An 18799-nucleotide genomic window follows, 5' to 3' on the forward strand; every position below is an offset into this window, starting at 1 on the left:
GATGAACCAAAACATCCTCACAACAAATGTCGATACCTCTTCTGAAACGGGCATTCGCACGGAAGAGATGCTCTTGAACGTCGGGCCACAGCATCCGAGTACACACGGCGTTTTCCGTCTGGTCGTCAAAATCGACGGGGAAACCATCAAGGAAGCGATTCCGGTGATGGGCTACCTCCACCGAGGCACAGAAAAGCTGGCGGAAAACCTGAACTACACGCAAATCATCCCTTACACAGACCGGATGGACTACGTGTCCGCCATGACCAACAACTACGTCCTTTGTCACGCAGTGGAAACGATGATGGGACTGGAAATACCAGAGCGTGCCCAGTTTTTGCGGCTGATTGCCATGGAGCTGAACCGGGTTGCCAGCCACCTGGTCTGGTGGGGAACATACCTGCTTGACATCGGCGCGATGGGCCCGTTTCTGTATGCGTTCCGCGATCGCGAAATGATTCTCGACCTGTTCAACGAGCTGTGCGGGGCGCGGATGACCTTCAACTACATGCGGATTGGCGGCGTCAAATGGGATGCGCCTCCAGGCTGGATCGACAAGGCGAAGGAATTCGTCCAATACATGAAGAAAGAACTAAACAACTACCATCAACTGGTGTCGGGAAATGAAATTTTTATCAGCAGGATCAAAGGCATCGGCACATTCGACACCAAGACGGCGCTCGACTACTCGTTGTCCGGAGTCATGCTCCGCGCCACCGGAGTCAAGTGGGACTTGCGCAAGGATGAGCCTTACTGCATCTACGACCGCTTCGATTTCGATATCCCGACCGCAACAGAAGGAGATTGCATGGCTCGCTACCAGGTGCGGATGGCGGAAATCGAACAGTCGCTGCGCATTTTGGAGCAGGCTCTGGAGCAATTCCCGAGCGAGGGCGAAGTGATCGGCAAAGTGCCGCGCGTCATCCGGCCGCCAGCAGGCGAGACTTATGTGCGCATCGAATCCCCGCGGGGAGAGATCGGCTGCTACATTGCCAGCCAGGGCAAGGATAAGCCATGGAGATTGAAATTCCGCCGTCCGTCCTTTACCAATCTGCAAATTCTGCCCAAACTGTTGCAGGGAGAAAGCCTTGCCAACATGATCGCGATCCTGGGCAGCATCGACATCGTGCTCGGGGAGGTTGACTGTTGATGAATGCGCTTCTGCAGCAAGCCCCCTCATGGGGAAACACGCTCTGGTTTATCGTGGCGGCGGTGCTCCTGCTGGCTGTCCTGCTTGGTTTCGTAACGTACGCCATTTACTTCGAGCGCAAAGTCATCGGCTGGATGCAACTGCGCATCGGACCCAATCGTGTAGGTCCGCTCGGGCTTTTGCAAACCGTCGCTGACGTGACCAAGCTTCTCCTGAAAGAAGATACGCGTCCGAAGCATGCGGACAAAGCGCTGTTTACACTGGCGCCCATTCTCGCCTATGCGCCTGCCTTCGCGGTTTTGGCCGTCATGCCGTTTACGGAAAGCATCCAGTTTGCCGACTTGGGAATCGGCCTTCTGTACTATATCGCCCTGTCGGGAATTACCGTGCTGGGCGTGATTACGGCTGGCTGGGCTTCGAACAACAAGTACTCGCTGATCGGGGGTCTCCGCTCTGCTGCGCAGATGATTAGCTATGAAGTGCCGCTAGTCATGTCCGTGGTGGGTGTCGTTCTGTTGACGGGCAGCATGAATCTCAGGGAAATTGTCGAGGCGCAGCGGGATGTCTGGAATATCGTTCCGCAGTTTATCGGCTTCGCCGTCTTTATCGTGGCGGCCCAGGCCGAGCTGAACCGCACGCCGTTTGACTTGCCGGAGGCCGAGTCGGAGCTGGTGGCAGGGTACCACGTCGAATATTCCGGCTTCCGCTTTGCCATGTTCATGCTGGCGGAATACGTCTACATGTTCGGGATGGGTACGTTGATTACGATTTTGTTTTTGGGCGGCTGGCTGCCCATTGTTCCGGCTTTGGACTTTATACCGGGCATCGTCTGGTTTGTCGTCAAGTTCTCGCTGTATATCTTCCTTCAGTTCTGGCTTCGGGCCACAATGCCGCGCTTGCGGGTCGATCAGTTGATGTCGTTTGCCTGGAAAGTTCTGCTGCCCGTGGCCTTGTTCAATATTTTGCTCACGGCTGTAGTCGTTTCCTACCAGAACGGCATGTTCTAATCTGCTCTACGCGGCAACGAGGCAACTGCTAGGTGTCCCACGTTTATACGCGCAGGCTTCGCCATCGGCAAGGCGAAAGCCAAGTTCTCAATATCTGAGGGGTGACATACATGCTTGGACTGGCCAAAGGCCTGGGATATACATTTAAGAAGCTTACGGAGAAAAAAATAACCCATTTTTACCCGGATGTGCCCTTTCCCATGCCGCCACGTTTTCGCGGCGTCCAGCACTTTTCCCCGGAAAAATGTATCGTGTGCAACCAGTGCGCGCGCATTTGTCCGACAGAGTGCATCCAACTGACAGGGAAGCCCCATCCGGACCCGGAGAAAAAGGGGAAAATTATTGATACGTACGATATCAATTTCGAATTGTGCATCCTGTGCGACCTCTGTACAGAGGTGTGCCCGACCGAGGCGATTGTGATGACCAACAACTTCGAGCTGGCTGCCTACAGCAGAGACGAATTGTACAAAAACCTGAAATGGCTGGATGACAACAATACGAACGTCAGGGAGGAGAACTAGCATGACTGGCGAATTTGTGGCCTTTTTTATCCTGTCTCTCCTGACGATTGGCGGCGCAGTTTTCATGATTAGTTTTACGCGTGTCGTACACATGGTGATCTCGCTCGGGATTACGTTTATCAGCATCGCCGGACTGTTCGTTTTGCTCGGTGCGGAGTTCGTAGGGGTAGCACAGGTGCTGGTCTACTCTGGAGCTATTTCCATCCTGATGCTGTTCGGTATCATGCTGACTAAGCACGATGCCCAGGATGAAGGAACCGGACGGACGTGGAAAAATCGCTTTATCCTGCTCTTTGTCGTCGGCTTGTTCGGTCTGTTGTTCTGGGGTGTGCAAAACACGCCGTGGCCGGCACCGCCGACGCCAACCGCATCGCCTGTGAGCAACGCCAAAGAAATCGGGCTTGAAGTATTCACCAAGTACGTCATTCCGTTCGAGCTGTTGTCCGTACTGCTGCTGGTCGCATTGGTCGGTGCGATCATCATGGCGAAAAAGGAGGGGGATAACGAATGACGGTAAGCATCACCTCCTATTTAATGGTCGCGCTGATTCTGTTTTGCGTCGGATTGTACGGAGCGCTGACAAAGCGCAACGCGGTTGTCGTGCTGCTCTCGATCGAGCTGATGCTGAATGCGGTCAATATCAACCTGATCGCCTTCTCCAAATACGGCTTGTATCCCGCTGTAGCCGGACAAATTTTCACGCTGTTCACCATGACGGTGGCGGCAGCCGAGGTCGCAGTGGGTCTGGCGATCCTGATCGCGCTCTACCGCAACAGAGAAACGGTCAACGTGGATGAAATGGACCAAATGAAACGATAGATGGAGACCTGATAAGGAGGACAAAGATGGATACTTTTTTGCACTACGCCTGGCTGATCCCTCTGTTTCCGCTTCTTGCTTTCATCGTGATCGTTTCATTTGGTCGCCAGTTGAAAGAAGGAGCGGCCATCGTCGGCATCGGGCTGACGGCTGTTTCTTTCGGGATCGCAGTGCTCGCCTTCTGGCAGAGATTCCGGGATGGGGGAGCAGACTACAACTACGTGGTAGAGTGGCTGCACGTCGGTGACATTGTCATCAACATGGGCTTCGAGGTAACGCCGCTCAATGCAATGATGCTGGTCATCGTGACCTTGGTCAGCCTGCTGGTTCAGATTTATTCCAAAGGCTACATGCACGGCGACGAGCGTTTTCCGGTGTTTTACCAGTACCTGGCGCTGTTCACGTTTTCCATGCTTGGTCTGGTGATTTCGCCGAACCTGCTGCAAGTGTACATTTTCTGGGAGCTGGTCGGTGTCTGCTCCTTCCTGCTCGTCGGCTACTACTACTTCAAGCCGGAAGCGAAGGCTGCGGCCAAAAAAGCGTTTATTGTCACGCGGATCGGCGACCTGGGACTGTTCATCGGGATCTGTCTGTTGTTCTGGTGGACAGGAAGCTTTGAGTACGGGGCGATTTTTGAGAGTGTGGCGCTCGGACGGCTGGAGCCGTGGATGATTACCGTTGCCGCGATTCTGATTTTTATCGGGGCGATGGGCAAATCAGGCCAGTTCCCGCTGCATACGTGGCTGCCTGACGCGATGGAAGGTCCTACGCCAGTGTCTGCCCTGATTCACGCGGCGACGATGGTTGCTGCCGGCGTGTATCTGGTGGCGGCTACTTATCCACTGTTTATCGCCTCAGAAACAGCGCTGACGGTGGTGGCTTATGTGGGCGGCATCACGGCGATTTTTGCCGCTTCCATCGGTTTGACACAGCGGGACATCAAGCGCGTGCTGGCGTATTCGACAGTCAGCCAGTTGGGCTACATGATGATGGCGCTCGGCGTCGCCGGAGCTGCCGGTTATGTGGCTGGATCGTTCCACCTGATGACACACGCCTTTTTCAAAGCGTTGCTCTTTCTCGGAGCGGGCAGCGTAATCCACGCTGTACATACGCAGGACGTTTTCGAGATGGGTGGTTTGTGGAAAAAAATGCCGGTTACGGCGTTGACCTTTTTGATCGGATGTCTGGCAATCGCGGGGATTTTTCCGTTCGCCGGATTCTGGTCGAAGGAAGCGATATTGGGCGCTGTGTATGGGGCGCATCGCTACGATCTTTTGGTCATTGCGCTCGTTGCAGCTTTCTTTACCGCATTCTATATGTTCCGATTGTTTTTCCTCACGTTCGCCGGAAAGGCCAGAGGCAAGCACGAAGCGCACGAGTCTCCAGGCGTCATGACTGGTCCGCTGCTAATTTTGGCGCTGCTTGCGGTTGTGGCTGGTTTTGTGAACACGCCATACGCTCCGCTGCTGTCTGACTGGCTTTTGTCTACTGGCACGGGAACGGCGATCACAGGCATTTTTGGAGAGGGAACAGAGCATGCGGCGTCCTGGCTGCAAATCGTGGCGCTGCTCATCTCGGTGCTCGGAGTCATTTTGGCCTACTTCATGTACGGCAAAAAGTCGATTTCCCCGGACAGCATTCCCGAAACGCTGCCGTGGCTCTATCGACTCTCTTACCGAAAATACTATGTGGATGAGTTGTATCACTATGTCGTTGTGCGGCCGCTCGGCTGGCTGGGCATTTTCCTGAACGGGTTTGACAAGTACGTGGTGGATGGCCTGGTTGGGCTGACAGCCAAGATTGCACAAGGGATCGGCTCCCTGCATGCGCGAGTGCAAAGCGGTCAGATCCAGTCTTACGGGGCGATGGTCCTGTTCGGTCTGCTGCTGTTGATTATCGCCATCAGTTTGACGGTCGAGGGAGGTGGACTCTTTGGATTCGGGCGCTAATATCCTTTTGTCGTCGCTGGTGTTTTCGCCGCTCCTGGCGATTCTTATCATCGCCTTCATCCCGAGCCGCCGATTCGGGGCAATCAAGCAGGTGGGGGTACTGGGAACCTTGCTGCCGCTGATTTTGGCCTTCTGGATGTTTGGAGCTTTCAATTACGATACGTCCAATCTTCAGTTTGTCGAGCGCCACGACTGGATTTCCATCCCGATCGGACTTGCGCAGACGGGGACGGTTTTTGCGTTTGAAATCAACTACGAGCTGGGCGTGGATGGCATCTCGATGCCGCTGATTTTGCTGACAGCGATTATCGGCACGATGGCAGCGGTCGCTTCCTGGCAGATCAAAAAGCGGCTGAAGGAATTTTTCATCCTGTTCCACCTGCTGCTGATCGGGATGCTGGGTGTGTTTGCCGCCGATAACCTGTTTTTGTTCTTCATCTTCTTCGAGCTGACGCTGGTGCCGATGTACTTCCTCGTCGGCATCTGGGGCTATGGCGAGCGGGAGCATGCGGCGAACAAGTTCCTTTTGTACAACGGAATCGGCTCTGGCATCATGCTCCTGGCTTTCATCATGATTTTCGTCGTGATGCGGACGCTGAATATCGATCAGATTTCCGCGATCCTGACGACACCGGAGCATCCGGTCACTGCCGCGCTGACGCCAGCGATCCGGTTCGGGCTGTTCCTGGCGCTGTTTGTAGCCTTTGCCATCAAGCTGCCGGTATTCCCGTTCCATACGTGGATGCTGAAGGTGCACGTACAGGCTCCGCCTTCCATCGTCATGATCCACTCCGGCATTTTGCTGAAGATGGGGGCTTATGGACTTTTGCGGATGGGCATCGGATTTTTCCCGGAGCAAGCCTATCAGTTCTCGACGTGGCTGGCGGTTTTGGGAATCATCAACGTTTTGTACGGAGCAGTTCTCGCTTTTGTGCAAAAAGATTTGAAGATGGTTCTGGCCTATTCCAGTATCAGCCACATGGGGATCGTACTGCTTGGCTTTGCGGCGATGAACTCGATCGGCTTTCAGGGAGCGATGTTCCAGGTCGTTTCCCACGGCTTTATTTCGGCGCTGCTGTTCTTCCTGATCGGCGTCATTTGGGACCGGACGCAGACTTCGATGATCGACGAGCTCGGCGGCTTGGCCAAATCCATGCCGTTTGTCAGCGGGATTTTCCTGGCTGGCGGGATGGCGTCGCTGGGACTGCCAGGCATGTCCGGGTTTATCAGTGAGTTTTTCGCTTTCCTCGGGCTGTTCGGCCGGATGCCGGTGTTGGCCGCGGTCGGGGCGCTCGGAATCGTGCTCACAGCCGTCTATTTGCTACGGGCGATCCTGCGGACGACATTTGGCCCTACGCCAAGCCGTTTTACGGGTCTTGCGGACGCACAGCCAATGGAAGTGATTCCGATGGTCGTGCTGCTCGGCTTCATTATACTCATCGGGGTGTACCCGGCTATTTTGGGCAATCCGATGCAGCAGGCCCTGAAAACGATCGTACCGATCGTAACGGGAATAGGAGGGTAATCCATGGACGTAAAAGATATTTTCTCATATGACTGGAGCTACCTTCTGCCCGAATTTATCATTCTCGGATTTGCGACGATTCTGTCGCTCCTGGACCTGTTTGCGGGCAAGCGCCTTGGCAGGCAGGTGATCGGCTGGCTGTCCCTGGTGGGGGTAGTGCTGGCGACAGTCTTTGTCTTCGTCAACGTCAATGTGCTCGACAAGCCCTACAGCTACATGGCGGACATGATCCGCATTGACGACTACGGCAACGCGTTCAAGCTGCTTTTCCTGGGCGGGACGGCATTTGCGATCCTGATCTCTCTCTCGTATTTGAAAAAGGGAGAGGTTACCCATACGGGAGAGTACTATTATTTGATGCTGACAGGTCTTTTGGGGGCCATGGTCATGGCGTCCTCTGCCGATCTGATTACGCTGTTCGTAGGTCTTGAGCTTTTGTCCCTGTCGTCCTATGTGCTCGTCGGCCTGCGGAAAAAGTCGCTGCAGTCGAACGAGTCGGCTTTCAAATACGTCGTCTCGGGCGGAATCGCCACAGCGGTTACCTTGTTCGGGATGTCGTACGTGTACGGACTGACGGGAACGACGCATATTTACGAAATCTCGTTCCGCTTGGCAGAGGCCGGAATGGCCGGCTATCAGTTCCTCGTGTACATGGCCTTTGCCTTTTTGGCGGTCGGTCTTGCCTTTAAAATATCCGCGGCTCCCAACCACATGTGGGCGCCGGATGTGTACCAGGGCGCTCCGACTCCAGTCACGGCGTTTTTGGCGGTCGTATCAAAAGCGGCAGGCTTCTCGCTGTTGTTCCGCGTCCTGCTGATCTCGTTCTTTAACGTCAACGACGGGGCAAACCGCTTCTTTTTCCAGGAAGGGAGCCTGTACCTCGGCCTGATGGCGGCAGCCTCGATGATTATCGGTAACACGATGGCGCTGCGGCAAACAAACGTCAAGCGCATGATGGCTTACTCGGGTATCGCGCAAGCGGGTTACTTGCTGGTGCCGTTCGTGCCACCGACGACGCTGTTTTTCGGCGAAGTGATTTTCTACCTGTTCGGCTATTTGCTCGTCAGCTTCGGGGCCTTCGCGGTCATCATGGTTGTCACCCGCGAGCAAGGGACAGAGGAGATCAAAGGCTTCGCAGGCTTGTATCACCGCTCGCCGATTATGGCGATTGCGATGAGCATTTTCCTGCTGTCGCTGGCGGGCATTCCTGTCACCGCAGGATTCTTCGGGAAATTCTATCTGTTCATGGGCGCTCTGGCCCAGGAAAACTACTGGCTGGCAGCGATCATGATCGTCACAAGCGTCATTTCCTATTATTATTACTTCGGGATTATCAGACAGATGTACATGCGTCCGGGGACGAGCGAAGCGCCGCTCGCCGTGCCAAAAGGCATCTGGACTCTCGTTTTCGTCCTGGCTCTTTTGACGGTGTTTTTCGGGGCCTTCCCGGGTCTGGTTACCGATTACGTACAGATTCATTTCAATCCGTCGTTTGACTTTGGGAACATGCTTCCTCCCAACTTTCAGTGATACTCGTAACGGAACGCTACATCATGTACAATAGAAGGGATAGCTCGCTTTCGGGCTGTCCCTTTTTCTTTTTTTGGTTACTGATTTGCAAGAGGAGGAACAACCATGCCGCAAGAAGTGTACGGCGTATTGAGCATCGTCATGTCGATTGTATTCATTGCACTCGCCTGGTGGGCTCTGCAATCATTTCGCTTTGAAAAGATCGTCAAGCATCCGCAGGGGGCGCAAGCCAAGCTGCTGCAAATTCTTTTGTCGATCGTGATCGGCTACGAAGTATCGCGCTTTTTCCTGGATTATTTGGGCTGGTCCATGACTTTCGGCAACCTGTTTTCCTGATTGACCAAACTTCATTGCGTTTGCTGGTATATCTACCCAGTTTCATGTGCAAAATGAGAAGTACAAAGAGATAGCCATGAAACATGGGGAGAGGATTTAAATGGGGAAATGGTCTGGCCTGCTTGTACTTGCTCTATTGCTGGCAGTTTGTGTTGTGTACTGGATGCCTGCGCAGGCGTCGGAAGCAAAACCTGTTGCGAGCAAGATAATGCAAACGCTCGAAGATTCAGGAGCAACGGGCGTATCCATCCAGGTACGCGCGCGTGTGGCAATGGGAGAAGTGCTGCGTCCGGAAGAAGTCAAAGAGTTGGCACGGACATGGGCAAAAAAGCTGGAGATCCCTCTTTCCCTTGACGGGGAATCGCAGAACAGCAACGTTCTTATGTATCGGACTACATACACGCAAAACGGCGTTTCGGTGCGCTACGAGGTGACAGGCGTTCCTAAAAATGGTTCGTTTGACACATATCTAGTGCTGCAATTATCCGGAAGCCGTGAATCCCTACTATATATTGAGCAGATACAAGAAACCTTCGCGAAAGCCCTGAAAAATGCCGACTTTATTCCGCAAATTAGCACTTGTATTCGCGGATTGTACAATGTTAAGATGAGTGTTGACCAACAGGGGGGTAAAATTATGTCGATTTTTGCTACCCTCCAGGCAACAGAATTGGAACGTTTACAAGATGAGACGGTTGTCAGTATTTCCGGACATACCCCTTTGTGGGAGCCATTCATCGCGTTAAACGGGCAAAAGATGAATCTGCAAGTGGCGACACACCGTGACAGTGGCAATGCTGGCACATGGGTCACTGTAGGTACGCCAATCATCACAGTGGAATATTAGCACGCGGAGGGGTACACATTGGATAAAATTATTGTCCGTGGTGGTAAGGCATTGGCCGGTAATGTGAAAGTATCTGGCGCCAAAAATGCCGTACTCCCTATTATTGCAGCATCTATCCTGGCAGAAGAAGGAACATGCGTGATCTCGGATGTACCTGCTCTCGACGATGTCAGGACGATATGCGACCTCTTGAAATCGATGGGAATCTCCCTTACATATGATCATGAAGTGCTGACAATCCATGCTTCCGAGCTCACCAGCGTGGAAGCATCCTATGAACTGGTCCGCAAAATGCGTGCATCCTTCCTGGTGATGGGGCCGCTTTTGGCAAGAAAAGGACAGGCTCGTGTCGCTCTTCCAGGTGGTTGTGCCATTGGTACCCGCCCGATCGACCAACACCTGAAAGGGTTTGAGGCTATGGGAGCCAAAATCGAGATCGGACAAGGGTTTATTGAAGCGAAAGCAGACGGGCGATTGAAAGGGGCAAAAATCTACCTCGATATCGCAAGCGTCGGCGCAACGGAAAATATCATGATGGCGGCTGCTTTGGCCGAAGGCACGACCGTGATTGAAAACGCGGCAGAGGAGCCGGAGATTGTCGACCTGGCCAACTTCCTGAACAGAATGGGCGCAAAAATCCGCGGTGCGGGAACTGGCTCTATTCGCATTGAAGGCGTGGAAAAGCTGAAGGGCTGCACGCATTGCGTCATCCCTGACCGGATCGAGGCGGGAACGTTCATGGTAGCCGCAGCGATTACGGGTGGCGATGTCTTTGTGGAAGGCGCGATTTGCGATCACCTGAAATCCGTCACTGCCAAGCTGCGGGAAATGGGCGTAGAGGTAGACGAGCAGGAGAACGGCATTCGCGTTCGCCGGACTGGTCCGCTCAAGGCTGTCGATCTCAAGACGCTGCCGTATCCAGGCTTCCCGACTGACATGCAGTCGCAAATGATGGCGCTTTTGCTTGTTTCAGAAGGAACGAGCATCGTGACTGAAACCGTTTTTGAAAATCGTTTCATGCACGTGGAAGAGTTCCGCCGCATGAATGCCAATATCAAAATCGAAGGACGCAGTGCGATTGTGGAAGGCGGCTCCAAGCTGACCGGAAGCAAGGTAGCAGCGACTGATTTGCGCGCAGGTGCCGCATTGGTGCTGGCTGGCTTGGTGTCAGAGGGGGAGACAGAGGTTACGGCTCTCCATCATATCGACCGTGGGTACGTGAACTTTACGGAAAAACTGCTGGCGCTTGGGGCAGATGTAGAGCGCGTAGGCCCAGAGGAGAAAAAGCGCGAAGCGGTAGTACCGGATACGATCAAGGTAAGCTTCTCTCCTAATTTTGCGTAACCAATGTGTCAGCTATATGACAAAAACGAAGATTCTCTGCGAAAGCAGGGGGTCTTTTTTCTTTTCTCGCGACTCTCTTACTCTCTCGTTCTATCGGTCTGCGGCAGTACATAGACTGAAAGTGTCTAGCACTTAACGGGGAGGATCACTTGATGAAACGCTACTTGCTCATAGGGTTTATCACTTTGCCGATCTTGCTCGTCCTGATGCCGGCCGCGCTGGTCTATCTGTTTGCTCCCTCGCACGATTCGGCCGCCCAGCCAGCCGCAGCCGTCCAAGGGCAGGACAAACCCGCAATGGCCGGAACTGCCCCGTCGCTTTCCATCAAGGTCTACCGGACAGAAAAAAAGGTTGTGGAGACACTGCCGCTGGAGACGTACATTGCCGGAGTGGTAGCCGCCGAGATGCCTGCCGAATTTGAACTGGAGGCGCTGAAAGCCCAGGCGATGGCTGCGCGAACGTATATCGTGCGCAGGTTGAAGCAAGGGAAGTTCGACGACGTGCCGGCAGGCGGACAGGTGCTGGATACCGTCCAGCATCAGGTCTATATGGATGAAGCGCAGCGCCGCGAGCGCTGGGGGGACCAATACGAATGGAAAAGCAAGCGCATCGAGCAAGCCGTTCAGGCAACTGCGGGTGTCGTGCTGACGTACCAGGGAGAGCCGATTGATGCGACGTTTTTTTCCACCAGCAACGGTTTCACCGAAAACTCGGATGAGTACTGGGAAAGGCCGATCCCTTATTTGAAAAGCGTTGCCAGCCCGTGGGATATCGAGTCTCCCCGTTATGAAGAAACGGTGGTCAAGTCGACGGCAGAGCTGGAAAAAGAGCTGGGCGTGAAGCTTGCGCAGGAGGCGTCTTCAAGTGGGGCCTGGTATCGAATCGAGTCGCGAACGACAGGCAATCGGGTTGGCAAGATCAGCATTGGCGGCAAGGAGTTCAGCGGGCGGGAATTTCGCGAAAAGCTGAATTTAAATTCGTCGTCCTTTTCGTTGGAACTCAGGGGGAATCAGGTGTTTATTACGACCAAAGGATACGGCCACGGTGTCGGCATGAGCCAGTGGGGAGCAAACGGCATGGCCAAGAGCGGAAAAACCGCCGAGCAGATCGTGAAGCACTTCTATCAAGGAATCAGCTTGCAGGAATACTCGCAAATTTTGCGCGCCTAGCAAAAAAGAACGCAAATTTTTACTTTTCCCTACTCCCTCAGGTTTATACGCCAAAATTCTGGCGATACTGAGGGATGAGGTGATGAATAAAATGGAAGATCAAAAAAATCAAAATCAACCGATTCCATTCAAGAAGGCAAGCTCTTGGAAAAAAGTTTTGGGCAAGAAGTGGGCGTTCCCCGCAATCTACATCGGAACCGCAGCAATCATTCTCGCTTTTGTGATGTGGTATCAGGGCAGCGTCATGGACACGGTCTCCAAAATGACGAATGTCGGGGATAACGTGGCAGTGACAACTCCAGCGGCTCCTGAGACACCAGAGCAAAGCGAAGAAGCGGTCCCTGTAACAAGTGGCGTTCAACCGTTGGCATGGCCTGTAGGCAAAAACGTTCAGTATGAGCTGGGAATGGGCTACTACGATGAGCAGGCGTCCAAAGACGAGCAGCAAAAAGCGCTCGTCAAGTACGGCAATTCCTTCTACCCGCACACGGGTATTGATTTGAAGGCAACCGACGGCAAGAGCTTTGATGTTGTCGCTGCGCTCGCCGGAAAAGTGACCAAGGTGGAGAATGATCCGCTCGTCGGCAAAACCGTTGAGGTAGAGCACGCTGACAAAATGGTCACCGTTTATCAAAGCCTGGAAAACATCACAGTCAAACCGGGCGATGAAGTGACACAGGGCCAGGTCATCGGATCGGCCGGCCGCAACGAGTATGAAAAAGACTTCGGCGTCCACCTCCACTTTGAAGTACATGTGGACGGCAAGCCGGTCAACCCTCAGCAATATTTGCTGCAGGCGGAAGCAAAAAATCAATAACAGGCGAAATCATGGAAAACACCTGCAAAATCAAGCGTCTTGCGGGTGTTTTTTTGCTGTTGGTACAAACTGTGGAAAAAAGATGCGGCCGTGCTGGCTTGTCAGGCTTGGAAACGTAGAATATGTGTCCCTACGCACCCATATATTGTATCAGACAATGTAGATACAAGGAGGCGAGTAATGTGCACGACTACATCAAAGAGCGGACCATCAAGATTGGCCGATATATAGTAGAGACGCGAAATACGGTTCGGATGATCGCCAAAGAGTTCGGTGTTTCCAAAAGCACAGTGCACAAGGACTTGACGGAAAGGCTGCCTGAAATAAATCCGGAGCTGGCTAACCAGGTTAAGGAAATTTTGGAATATCACAAAGCCATCAGACATCTTCGGGGAGGCGAAGCGACCAAGATCAAGTACAAGCGGCGCAGTAAAAAAGTCCGCGTGGAACAGGAGGAAAGTGTCCAATAAAGAATTTCCTTGTCCTCTCACGTAGAAGAGCCTATGATATTAGGTAGAAATGTAACTGGTAACAGGGAGGACCTTTCATGTTTGGCAAAGATATCGGGATCGACTTGGGGACGGCCAATGTCTTGGTGTATGTAAAAGGCAAGGGGATAGTCCTAGACGAACCATCTGTCGTGGCAATAGATAATAATACAAGAAAAGTATTGGCCGTGGGGCACGAAGCGCATCGCATGGTGGGCCGCACCCCAGGTAATATCGTAGCGATCCGACCTTTGCGCGAAGGGGTCATTGCGGATTTCGAGATTACGGAAGCGATGCTGAAGCACTTTTTGAACAAAATCGGCGGGAAAAGCATGTTTGCGCGCCCACGCATTCTGATCTGCTGCCCGACGAACATTACGTCTGTCGAGCAAAAAGCGATTCGCGAAGCAGCAGAGCGCAGTGGCGGCGCAAGACAGGTATTTATCGAAGAAGAACCGAAAGTTGCCGCAGTAGGGGCAGGGATGGATATTTTTCAGCCGTCGGGCAATATGGTAGTGGATATCGGTGGGGGTACGACCGATGTTGCGGTACTGTCTATGGGCGATATTGTCACGTCTTCCTCCATCAAAATAGCTGGAGACACATTCGATGTGGCCATTATGCGGTACATAAAAAATAAATACAAACTGCTGATTGGAGAGCGTACGGCTGAAGATATCAAGGTTCAGATCGGAACCGTATCCGGCGGGCGCCAGGACGAAATGGACATTCGTGGTCGAGACATGGTAAGCGGCTTGCCGCAAACAATTACCATTCAATCGGGCGAAGTCCAAGAAGCCCTGGCCGAGTCGGTGAGCGCGATTGTACAAGCCTCCAAATCTGTTTTGGAACGAACACCTCCGGAGCTTTCTGCCGATATAATTGATAAGGGTGTTTTCCTGACCGGCGGCGGCGCACTTTTGCACGGTATCGACGAGATTTTGGCAGAGGAGCTGAAGGTTCCTGTGCTGGTAGCGGAAGAGCCGATGATGTGTGTAGCCAAAGGAACCGGAATGATGCTGGACTATTTGGACAAAGTACCGGCTCACTCGAATAGGCGATTATTCAGGGGGTAAGATGACGTGATAAGAGGCTTGTATACGTCTGCATCTGGCATGCTGGCCTTGCAAAACAGGCAAGAATCGCTGGCGAATAATCTGGCTAACATCAATACGCCTGGTTACAAACAGGACGTGGGTGTGATGCGAGCGTTTCCGGAACAGCTACTCTCGCGCATGCGCGATTCCGAAGGGCCTGAATTTCCTGGCATTCCGAATATGCCGGGACAGCCTGCGGTAATCGGACGGTTGAACTCCGGCGTGTACATGTCGGAAGCCATCCCGAATTTTACACAAGGGGACATCGAGGAGACGCGCAATCCGTACGATGTCGCTCTGTTGGACAACCTGCAGCCCGATCAGGACGGCAATGAACGCCGGCTGTTTTACAGCGTGGCACGAATTGAGGACTTGACGCAGCCGGCTCAGCAAGAGGATATCCGCTACACGAGGAACGGCAACTGGAGCGTAAATGCGGATGGATACCTGGTGACGCCGGAGGGATACTATGTGCTCGACAATCAAAATCAGGCGATTCGGCTGAACGATCCGGACACCGGCATCAATGTCGGCCAGGACCTGAAAATCAATCAGGCTGGCGAGCTGCTCTACCGTGATACGGCGAGCGAGGAGTACCAGACGCTTGCCGCCCATCCGCGACTGGGCTTGAGCGTCGTGACTGATCCGCAGAAGCTCGTTCGCGAGGGAACAAACGTCTTCCGCTATGAAGGAGACGCAGAGGTACAAGCAATCGACATCGTGGAAGCAGAAGATCAGGCTGCACTGGCAGCCGGAGAGTACGATACGCCTGCTGTTGCAGGGCGATACGGCACGCAGCAGGGCTGGAGAGAGCGCTCCAACGTAGACCCGGCGCAAACCATGACAAGCATGATGAGCGTGCTGCGCGCGTATGAGGCGAATCAGCGGGTGATTACGACGATTGATGGCACGCTGGACAAGGCCGCTAATGAAATCGGACGGGTAAATGGATAATAGGAGGTAGGAAGGATGCAGTCGCTTAACATCTCGACATCGGCCATGCGCGGCATTCAGCAGGCGTTGGACAATACCGCCAACAACCTGGCGAATATTGATACCATTGGCTACAAGCGCAGAGTGGCATCGTTTTCCGAGCTTCTCGCCGATTCGATGACCGAGCAGCCGGCAGTGGACAATCAAAACCGCAATACGCCTGCAGGCTTGCGTGTGGGCAGTGGCGCCCGCCTCGGCTTGACCAAGCTCGATCTCGGTCAGGGCAGCGTCAAGCTGACGGATGTGCCGACGAATGTGCTGATTGAAGGGCCGGGCTATTTTCTGGTCACGCACAAAATCAAGGATGCAACCGGAGCGGTAATTCAGGAAGAAAGTCGCCTTACGCGCGACGGCTCTTTCAAGGTACAATACGATGATGACGAGGGCGGCTATGTGCTGCACACGACATCCGGCCACATTCTCACGGACAATAACGGTGTGAACATCGTTTTGCCTGAGCCGGTGCAAGACATTCAAATTACGCCAGAGGGCGAGCTTTCTGCCAATGGAGTCTCCTATGGCACGATCGGCGTCTGGAAAGTGGACAATCCGGATCAATTGCAGCAGGTGGGACAAAACTTGTTCGACGCCGAGCTTGCTTCCGGGGAAAACCCGATGACCAAGTATGCCAACGCCATTGAGGAAGGCATTGCTTCACTGCGCCAGGGCGCACTGGAAGGCTCCAACGTGACGATGACAGAGGAAATGTCGCAACTGGTGAACATTCAACGCGCTTATCAACTGAATTCGCGGGCGATCGGCATCAGCGATCAGATGATGGGAATTGCCAATTCGCTGCGCAGCAGATAATTCACTCAATCAGTGACGACGGAGGAGAGGAGCATGGAACAAGGGAAGGGTAGAAGGTTCCCGCGTGATACCGAAGAGGTTAGGAAAAAGCCAAAAGAGCGGGAACGGAGCGGCAGAAACTGGCGAGTGACGGTCGCCAAGATTGTGCTGGTCCCACTCCTGTTGTTTTTCTCTCTCGTCATCGGTTTGGTAATTGGCTACGGAGTAGTGGGACACAAGCCGACAGCGGAAGTATTTGATCTCGGGACATACAAGCATATGTGGGACTTGCTTTTTGCAGATACGTAAGCAACGAAAAGAGAAGAGCAAGCTGGACAAGCCCGAACCGGATGGTTGGGGCTGCCTGTTTTTTAGAGGGACTTGTTGCGCAGATTGTCCACAGAGTATAATAGATCGAGTGGTTGAAAAAGGAAGCGACGATTCTTGCTACGGAGGGATGTCCGTGAATCTTCCCAATTTGCTTACGATCTTTCGCATCGTGCTCATCCCTTTGTACCTGTATGTCTTTTTCTCCGGGATTCCTTTTCACGTCGAAATCGCTTTGGGCATTTTGATTTTGGCGGGAGTCACGGACATCGCAGATGGGTACATCGCGCGGAAACATAAGCTTGTGACCACAATCGGAATGATGTTGGACCCTCTGGCAGACAAGTTAATGATGTTGGCGGTGATCGCCTCATTGTTTTTGACAGAGCGGATCAGCGTGTGGGCCGCCCTGTTTTTCTTTATGCGTGATCTGGCCATGATAATAACAGGAGCTATTTACCACTTCCGGGGCAAAAAAACGGTACCAGCAAATGCATATGGCAAGTTGACAACAGTTCTTTTGTATTTGGTCATACCGCTTGTCATGTATAGATATCATTACAGCGAAGCGATATTGTGGACGGTGATCGCGTTCTCGTTCATTACGAGCGCGATCTATTTAGGGAAGTTTCGGCTGTTGAACCGCACGTAAGGGATGGAAAAAGAGCACTTCCCGTTTGGGGAGGAAGTGCCCCTTCTATTTTAACCCCGCTATGCCGACTTGTCGGAGGCGGGAGTTACGTTTATTCTCAGTTTGCCAACTGGTCTTCATGCACGGACAAGCCCAGATAAAGTATGGAAATGGAGCGATCAGACATGGAATTTAAAGCACCGCTTGATATTATGCAAATCCAGGAAATCATTCCGCACCGCTATCCGTTTTTGCTGGTGGACAAAATTGAAGAGCTGGAGCAAGGAAAACGCGCAGTCGGGATCAAAAACGTGACAGTAAACGAGCCGTTTTTCCAGGGGCATTTTCCTGGCTATCCGGTCATGCCTGGCGTCCTGATTGTGGAAGCGTTGGCGCAAGTCGGAGCAGTCGCCATCCTCAGCATGGAGGAGCACCAAGGAAAAATCGGGCTGTTTGCAGGCATTGACGAGTTTCGCTTCAAGGATCAGGTGAAGCCTGGCGACACGCTAACGCTGGAAGTTGAGCTGACGCGCGTGCGCGGTTCGATCGGCAAAGGGCACGGGAAGGCCATCGTTAATGGGAAAGTAGTCGCAGAGGGCGGACTGATGTTTGCCTTGACGGCAGGAAATAAAGCACATTCATGATATCCTTGAATGTGCTTTTCTTTTCGGGTAAAATGGCTAGTGGGCAACTTATATAATGAAGGTGAAAACATTGACCAAACAGGTCGCAAACATCTTAGGTGTGCCATTTTCGACTCGCGGCTTTCGCGAGACAGTCACATATATAGCAGAACGCATTAAAAACGGCCAAAAGACCCATGTCGTAACAGCCAATCCGGAAATCGTCATGCTGGCGAGGGCGGATCGCGCTTTTCAATCGATTGTGGAACAAGCCTATGTCGTTCCCGATGGAATCGGCATCGTCTACGCTGCCAAATGGACGAATCAGCCGATCCGTGAGCGCGTTACAGGCGTGGAGCTGCTGGAAGCGTTGATGGCGGAAGCAAACAAGCACCAGTGGGGAGTCTACCTGCTCGGTGCCAAGCCGGATGTGATCCGTTTGGCCGCGGAAAAGCTGGCTGCTCGCTACCCGAATGCGCGCATCGTCGGATACCGGGACGGATTTTTCCGGGCAGAAGACGAGGAGGGCATCGTGCAGGAGATTGCCGAAGCCAGGCCGGAGCTGCTGTTCGTCGCACTGGGCGCGCCCAGACAGGACGAATGGATGGTGAAGTATCGCGATCGCCTTAACGCCTCCTTGATGATGGGGGTAGGCGGCAGCTTCGATGTCATCTCCGGAAAAGTAAAACGAGCGCCAGAAATTTGGCAAAAATTGCATTTGGAATGGTTTTACCGACTAGCTTCTCAGCCGTCTCGCTGGAAGCGTCAACTGGCTATTCCCCGGTTTGTTTTGACCGTATTAAAAGAAAAATGGAGTAGCCGTTCCTAGATGCA

The 18799-nt window shown here is 53.1% G+C and carries 21 protein-coding genes; all 21 read left to right on the forward strand.

Translation table 11 applies throughout. The features are described 5' to 3' along the window. The first annotated feature begins 1 nt into the window (after position 1). Positions 2-1150, forward strand: coding sequence for an NADH-quinone oxidoreductase subunit D (locus tag AC3WQH_RS05610; RefSeq protein ID WP_005831775.1), 1149 nt, complete (start codon positions 2-4; stop codon positions 1148-1150). Continuing rightward, positions 1147-2157, forward strand: a complete 1011-nt coding sequence (gene nuoH / locus AC3WQH_RS05615; protein WP_174435197.1) for an NADH-quinone oxidoreductase subunit NuoH — start codon at positions 1147-1149, stop codon at positions 2155-2157. The genes AC3WQH_RS05610 and nuoH overlap by 4 nt, the downstream gene beginning before the upstream one ends. Before the next feature lie 110 nt (positions 2158-2267). Beyond that, entirely contained in the window at positions 2268-2681 is a 414-nt protein-coding gene (nuoI, locus tag AC3WQH_RS05620) for an NADH-quinone oxidoreductase subunit NuoI (RefSeq protein ID WP_005831780.1), read from the forward strand. 1 nt (position 2682) lies between these two features. Further along, positions 2683-3192: an NADH-quinone oxidoreductase subunit J gene (locus AC3WQH_RS05625; RefSeq protein ID WP_005831782.1), complete on the forward strand. Its 510-nt coding sequence runs from the start codon at positions 2683-2685 to the stop codon at positions 3190-3192. Then, the gene (gene nuoK, locus AC3WQH_RS05630; protein WP_005831784.1) at positions 3189-3500 is read left to right on the forward strand and encodes an NADH-quinone oxidoreductase subunit NuoK; all 312 of its coding nucleotides are present in this window, start codon (positions 3189-3191) and stop codon (positions 3498-3500) included. Before AC3WQH_RS05625 ends, nuoK begins: the two co-directional genes overlap by 4 nt. Before the next feature lie 26 nt (positions 3501-3526). Continuing rightward, on the forward strand, positions 3527-5449 hold the full coding sequence (nuoL, locus tag AC3WQH_RS05635; RefSeq protein WP_492331937.1) for an NADH-quinone oxidoreductase subunit L: 1923 nt from the start codon (positions 3527-3529) through the stop codon (positions 5447-5449). Beyond that, a complete protein-coding gene (locus tag AC3WQH_RS05640; protein WP_007778452.1) occupies positions 5433-6974 on the forward strand; it encodes a complex I subunit 4 family protein in 1542 nt (513 codons plus the stop codon). The genes nuoL and AC3WQH_RS05640 overlap by 17 nt, the downstream gene beginning before the upstream one ends. 3 nt (positions 6975-6977) lie before the next feature. Further along, positions 6978-8504: an NADH-quinone oxidoreductase subunit NuoN gene (nuoN, locus tag AC3WQH_RS05645; RefSeq protein WP_005831791.1), complete on the forward strand. Its 1527-nt coding sequence runs from the start codon at positions 6978-6980 to the stop codon at positions 8502-8504. Between the two features lie 105 nt (positions 8505-8609). Continuing rightward, the gene (locus AC3WQH_RS05650; protein ID WP_005831793.1) at positions 8610-8840 is read left to right on the forward strand and encodes a DUF1146 family protein; all 231 of its coding nucleotides are present in this window, start codon (positions 8610-8612) and stop codon (positions 8838-8840) included. Between the two features lie 100 nt (positions 8841-8940). Beyond that, a complete protein-coding gene (locus AC3WQH_RS05655) occupies positions 8941-9687 on the forward strand; it encodes a YwmB family TATA-box binding protein (protein WP_026557558.1) in 747 nt (248 codons plus the stop codon). Between the two features lie 18 nt (positions 9688-9705). Further along, complete coding sequence (gene murA / locus AC3WQH_RS05660) at positions 9706-11031, forward strand: UDP-N-acetylglucosamine 1-carboxyvinyltransferase (RefSeq protein WP_007778456.1); 1326 nt, start codon at positions 9706-9708, stop codon at positions 11029-11031. Between the two features lie 152 nt (positions 11032-11183). Then, the gene (spoIID, locus tag AC3WQH_RS05665) at positions 11184-12200 is read left to right on the forward strand and encodes a stage II sporulation protein D (protein WP_025843651.1); all 1017 of its coding nucleotides are present in this window, start codon (positions 11184-11186) and stop codon (positions 12198-12200) included. A 91-nt stretch (positions 12201-12291) separates the two neighbouring features. Next, positions 12292-13017: a M23 family metallopeptidase gene (locus AC3WQH_RS05670; protein WP_005831802.1), complete on the forward strand. Its 726-nt coding sequence runs from the start codon at positions 12292-12294 to the stop codon at positions 13015-13017. A 182-nt stretch (positions 13018-13199) separates the two neighbouring features. Beyond that, positions 13200-13487: a sporulation transcriptional regulator SpoIIID gene (spoIIID, locus tag AC3WQH_RS05675; protein WP_005831806.1), complete on the forward strand. Its 288-nt coding sequence runs from the start codon at positions 13200-13202 to the stop codon at positions 13485-13487. Between the two features lie 77 nt (positions 13488-13564). Continuing rightward, positions 13565-14581 carry a rod shape-determining protein gene (locus tag AC3WQH_RS05680; RefSeq protein ID WP_005831808.1) on the forward strand — a complete coding sequence of 339 codons (1017 nt, stop codon included), beginning with the start codon at positions 13565-13567 and terminating at the stop codon, positions 14579-14581. A gap of 6 nt (positions 14582-14587) precedes the next feature. Then, a complete protein-coding gene (locus tag AC3WQH_RS05685) occupies positions 14588-15556 on the forward strand; it encodes a flagellar hook-basal body protein (protein WP_005831810.1) in 969 nt (322 codons plus the stop codon). A 15-nt stretch (positions 15557-15571) separates the two neighbouring features. Continuing rightward, positions 15572-16405: a flagellar hook-basal body protein gene (locus AC3WQH_RS05690; protein ID WP_007778467.1), complete on the forward strand. Its 834-nt coding sequence runs from the start codon at positions 15572-15574 to the stop codon at positions 16403-16405. A gap of 33 nt (positions 16406-16438) precedes the next feature. After that, positions 16439-16693, forward strand: coding sequence for a DNA-directed RNA polymerase subunit beta (locus tag AC3WQH_RS05695; protein WP_005831814.1), 255 nt, complete (start codon positions 16439-16441; stop codon positions 16691-16693). Positions 16694-16841: 148 nt separating this feature from the next. Then, positions 16842-17363: a CDP-alcohol phosphatidyltransferase family protein gene (locus AC3WQH_RS05700; RefSeq protein ID WP_005831816.1), complete on the forward strand. Its 522-nt coding sequence runs from the start codon at positions 16842-16844 to the stop codon at positions 17361-17363. Positions 17364-17527: 164 nt separating this feature from the next. After that, the gene (gene fabZ, locus AC3WQH_RS05705; protein ID WP_005831818.1) at positions 17528-17986 is read left to right on the forward strand and encodes a 3-hydroxyacyl-ACP dehydratase FabZ; all 459 of its coding nucleotides are present in this window, start codon (positions 17528-17530) and stop codon (positions 17984-17986) included. A 70-nt stretch (positions 17987-18056) separates the two neighbouring features. Further along, on the forward strand, positions 18057-18794 hold the full coding sequence (locus AC3WQH_RS05710) for a WecB/TagA/CpsF family glycosyltransferase (protein ID WP_174768820.1): 738 nt from the start codon (positions 18057-18059) through the stop codon (positions 18792-18794). Positions 18795-18799: the final 5 nt, after the last annotated feature.

This window comes from Brevibacillus sp. FW301-21C12A, from assembly GCF_058788915.1.

Excerpts from the sequence above, each read along its gene's own strand:
- AC3WQH_RS05610 (WP_005831775.1), top strand. The coding sequence starts at position 2 with ATGAACCAAAACATCCTCACAACAAATGTCGATACCTCTTCTGAAACG.
- nuoI (WP_005831780.1), top strand. The coding sequence starts at position 2,268 with ATGCTTGGACTGGCCAAAGGCCTGGGATATACATTTAAGAAGCTTACG.
- AC3WQH_RS05625 (WP_005831782.1), top strand. The coding sequence starts at position 2,683 with ATGACTGGCGAATTTGTGGCCTTTTTTATCCTGTCTCTCCTGACGATT.
- nuoK (WP_005831784.1), top strand. The coding sequence starts at position 3,189 with ATGACGGTAAGCATCACCTCCTATTTAATGGTCGCGCTGATTCTGTTT.
- nuoL (WP_492331937.1), top strand. The coding sequence starts at position 3,527 with ATGGATACTTTTTTGCACTACGCCTGGCTGATCCCTCTGTTTCCGCTT.
- nuoN (WP_005831791.1), top strand. The coding sequence starts at position 6,978 with ATGGACGTAAAAGATATTTTCTCATATGACTGGAGCTACCTTCTGCCC.
- AC3WQH_RS05650 (WP_005831793.1), top strand. The coding sequence starts at position 8,610 with ATGCCGCAAGAAGTGTACGGCGTATTGAGCATCGTCATGTCGATTGTA.
- AC3WQH_RS05655 (WP_026557558.1), top strand. The coding sequence starts at position 8,941 with ATGGGGAAATGGTCTGGCCTGCTTGTACTTGCTCTATTGCTGGCAGTT.
- spoIID (WP_025843651.1), top strand. The coding sequence starts at position 11,184 with ATGAAACGCTACTTGCTCATAGGGTTTATCACTTTGCCGATCTTGCTC.
- AC3WQH_RS05670 (WP_005831802.1), top strand. The coding sequence starts at position 12,292 with ATGGAAGATCAAAAAAATCAAAATCAACCGATTCCATTCAAGAAGGCA.
- AC3WQH_RS05680 (WP_005831808.1), top strand. The coding sequence starts at position 13,565 with ATGTTTGGCAAAGATATCGGGATCGACTTGGGGACGGCCAATGTCTTG.
- AC3WQH_RS05690 (WP_007778467.1), top strand. The coding sequence starts at position 15,572 with ATGCAGTCGCTTAACATCTCGACATCGGCCATGCGCGGCATTCAGCAG.
- AC3WQH_RS05695 (WP_005831814.1), top strand. The coding sequence starts at position 16,439 with ATGGAACAAGGGAAGGGTAGAAGGTTCCCGCGTGATACCGAAGAGGTT.
- AC3WQH_RS05700 (WP_005831816.1), top strand. The coding sequence starts at position 16,842 with ATGTCCGTGAATCTTCCCAATTTGCTTACGATCTTTCGCATCGTGCTC.
- fabZ (WP_005831818.1), top strand. The coding sequence starts at position 17,528 with ATGGAATTTAAAGCACCGCTTGATATTATGCAAATCCAGGAAATCATT.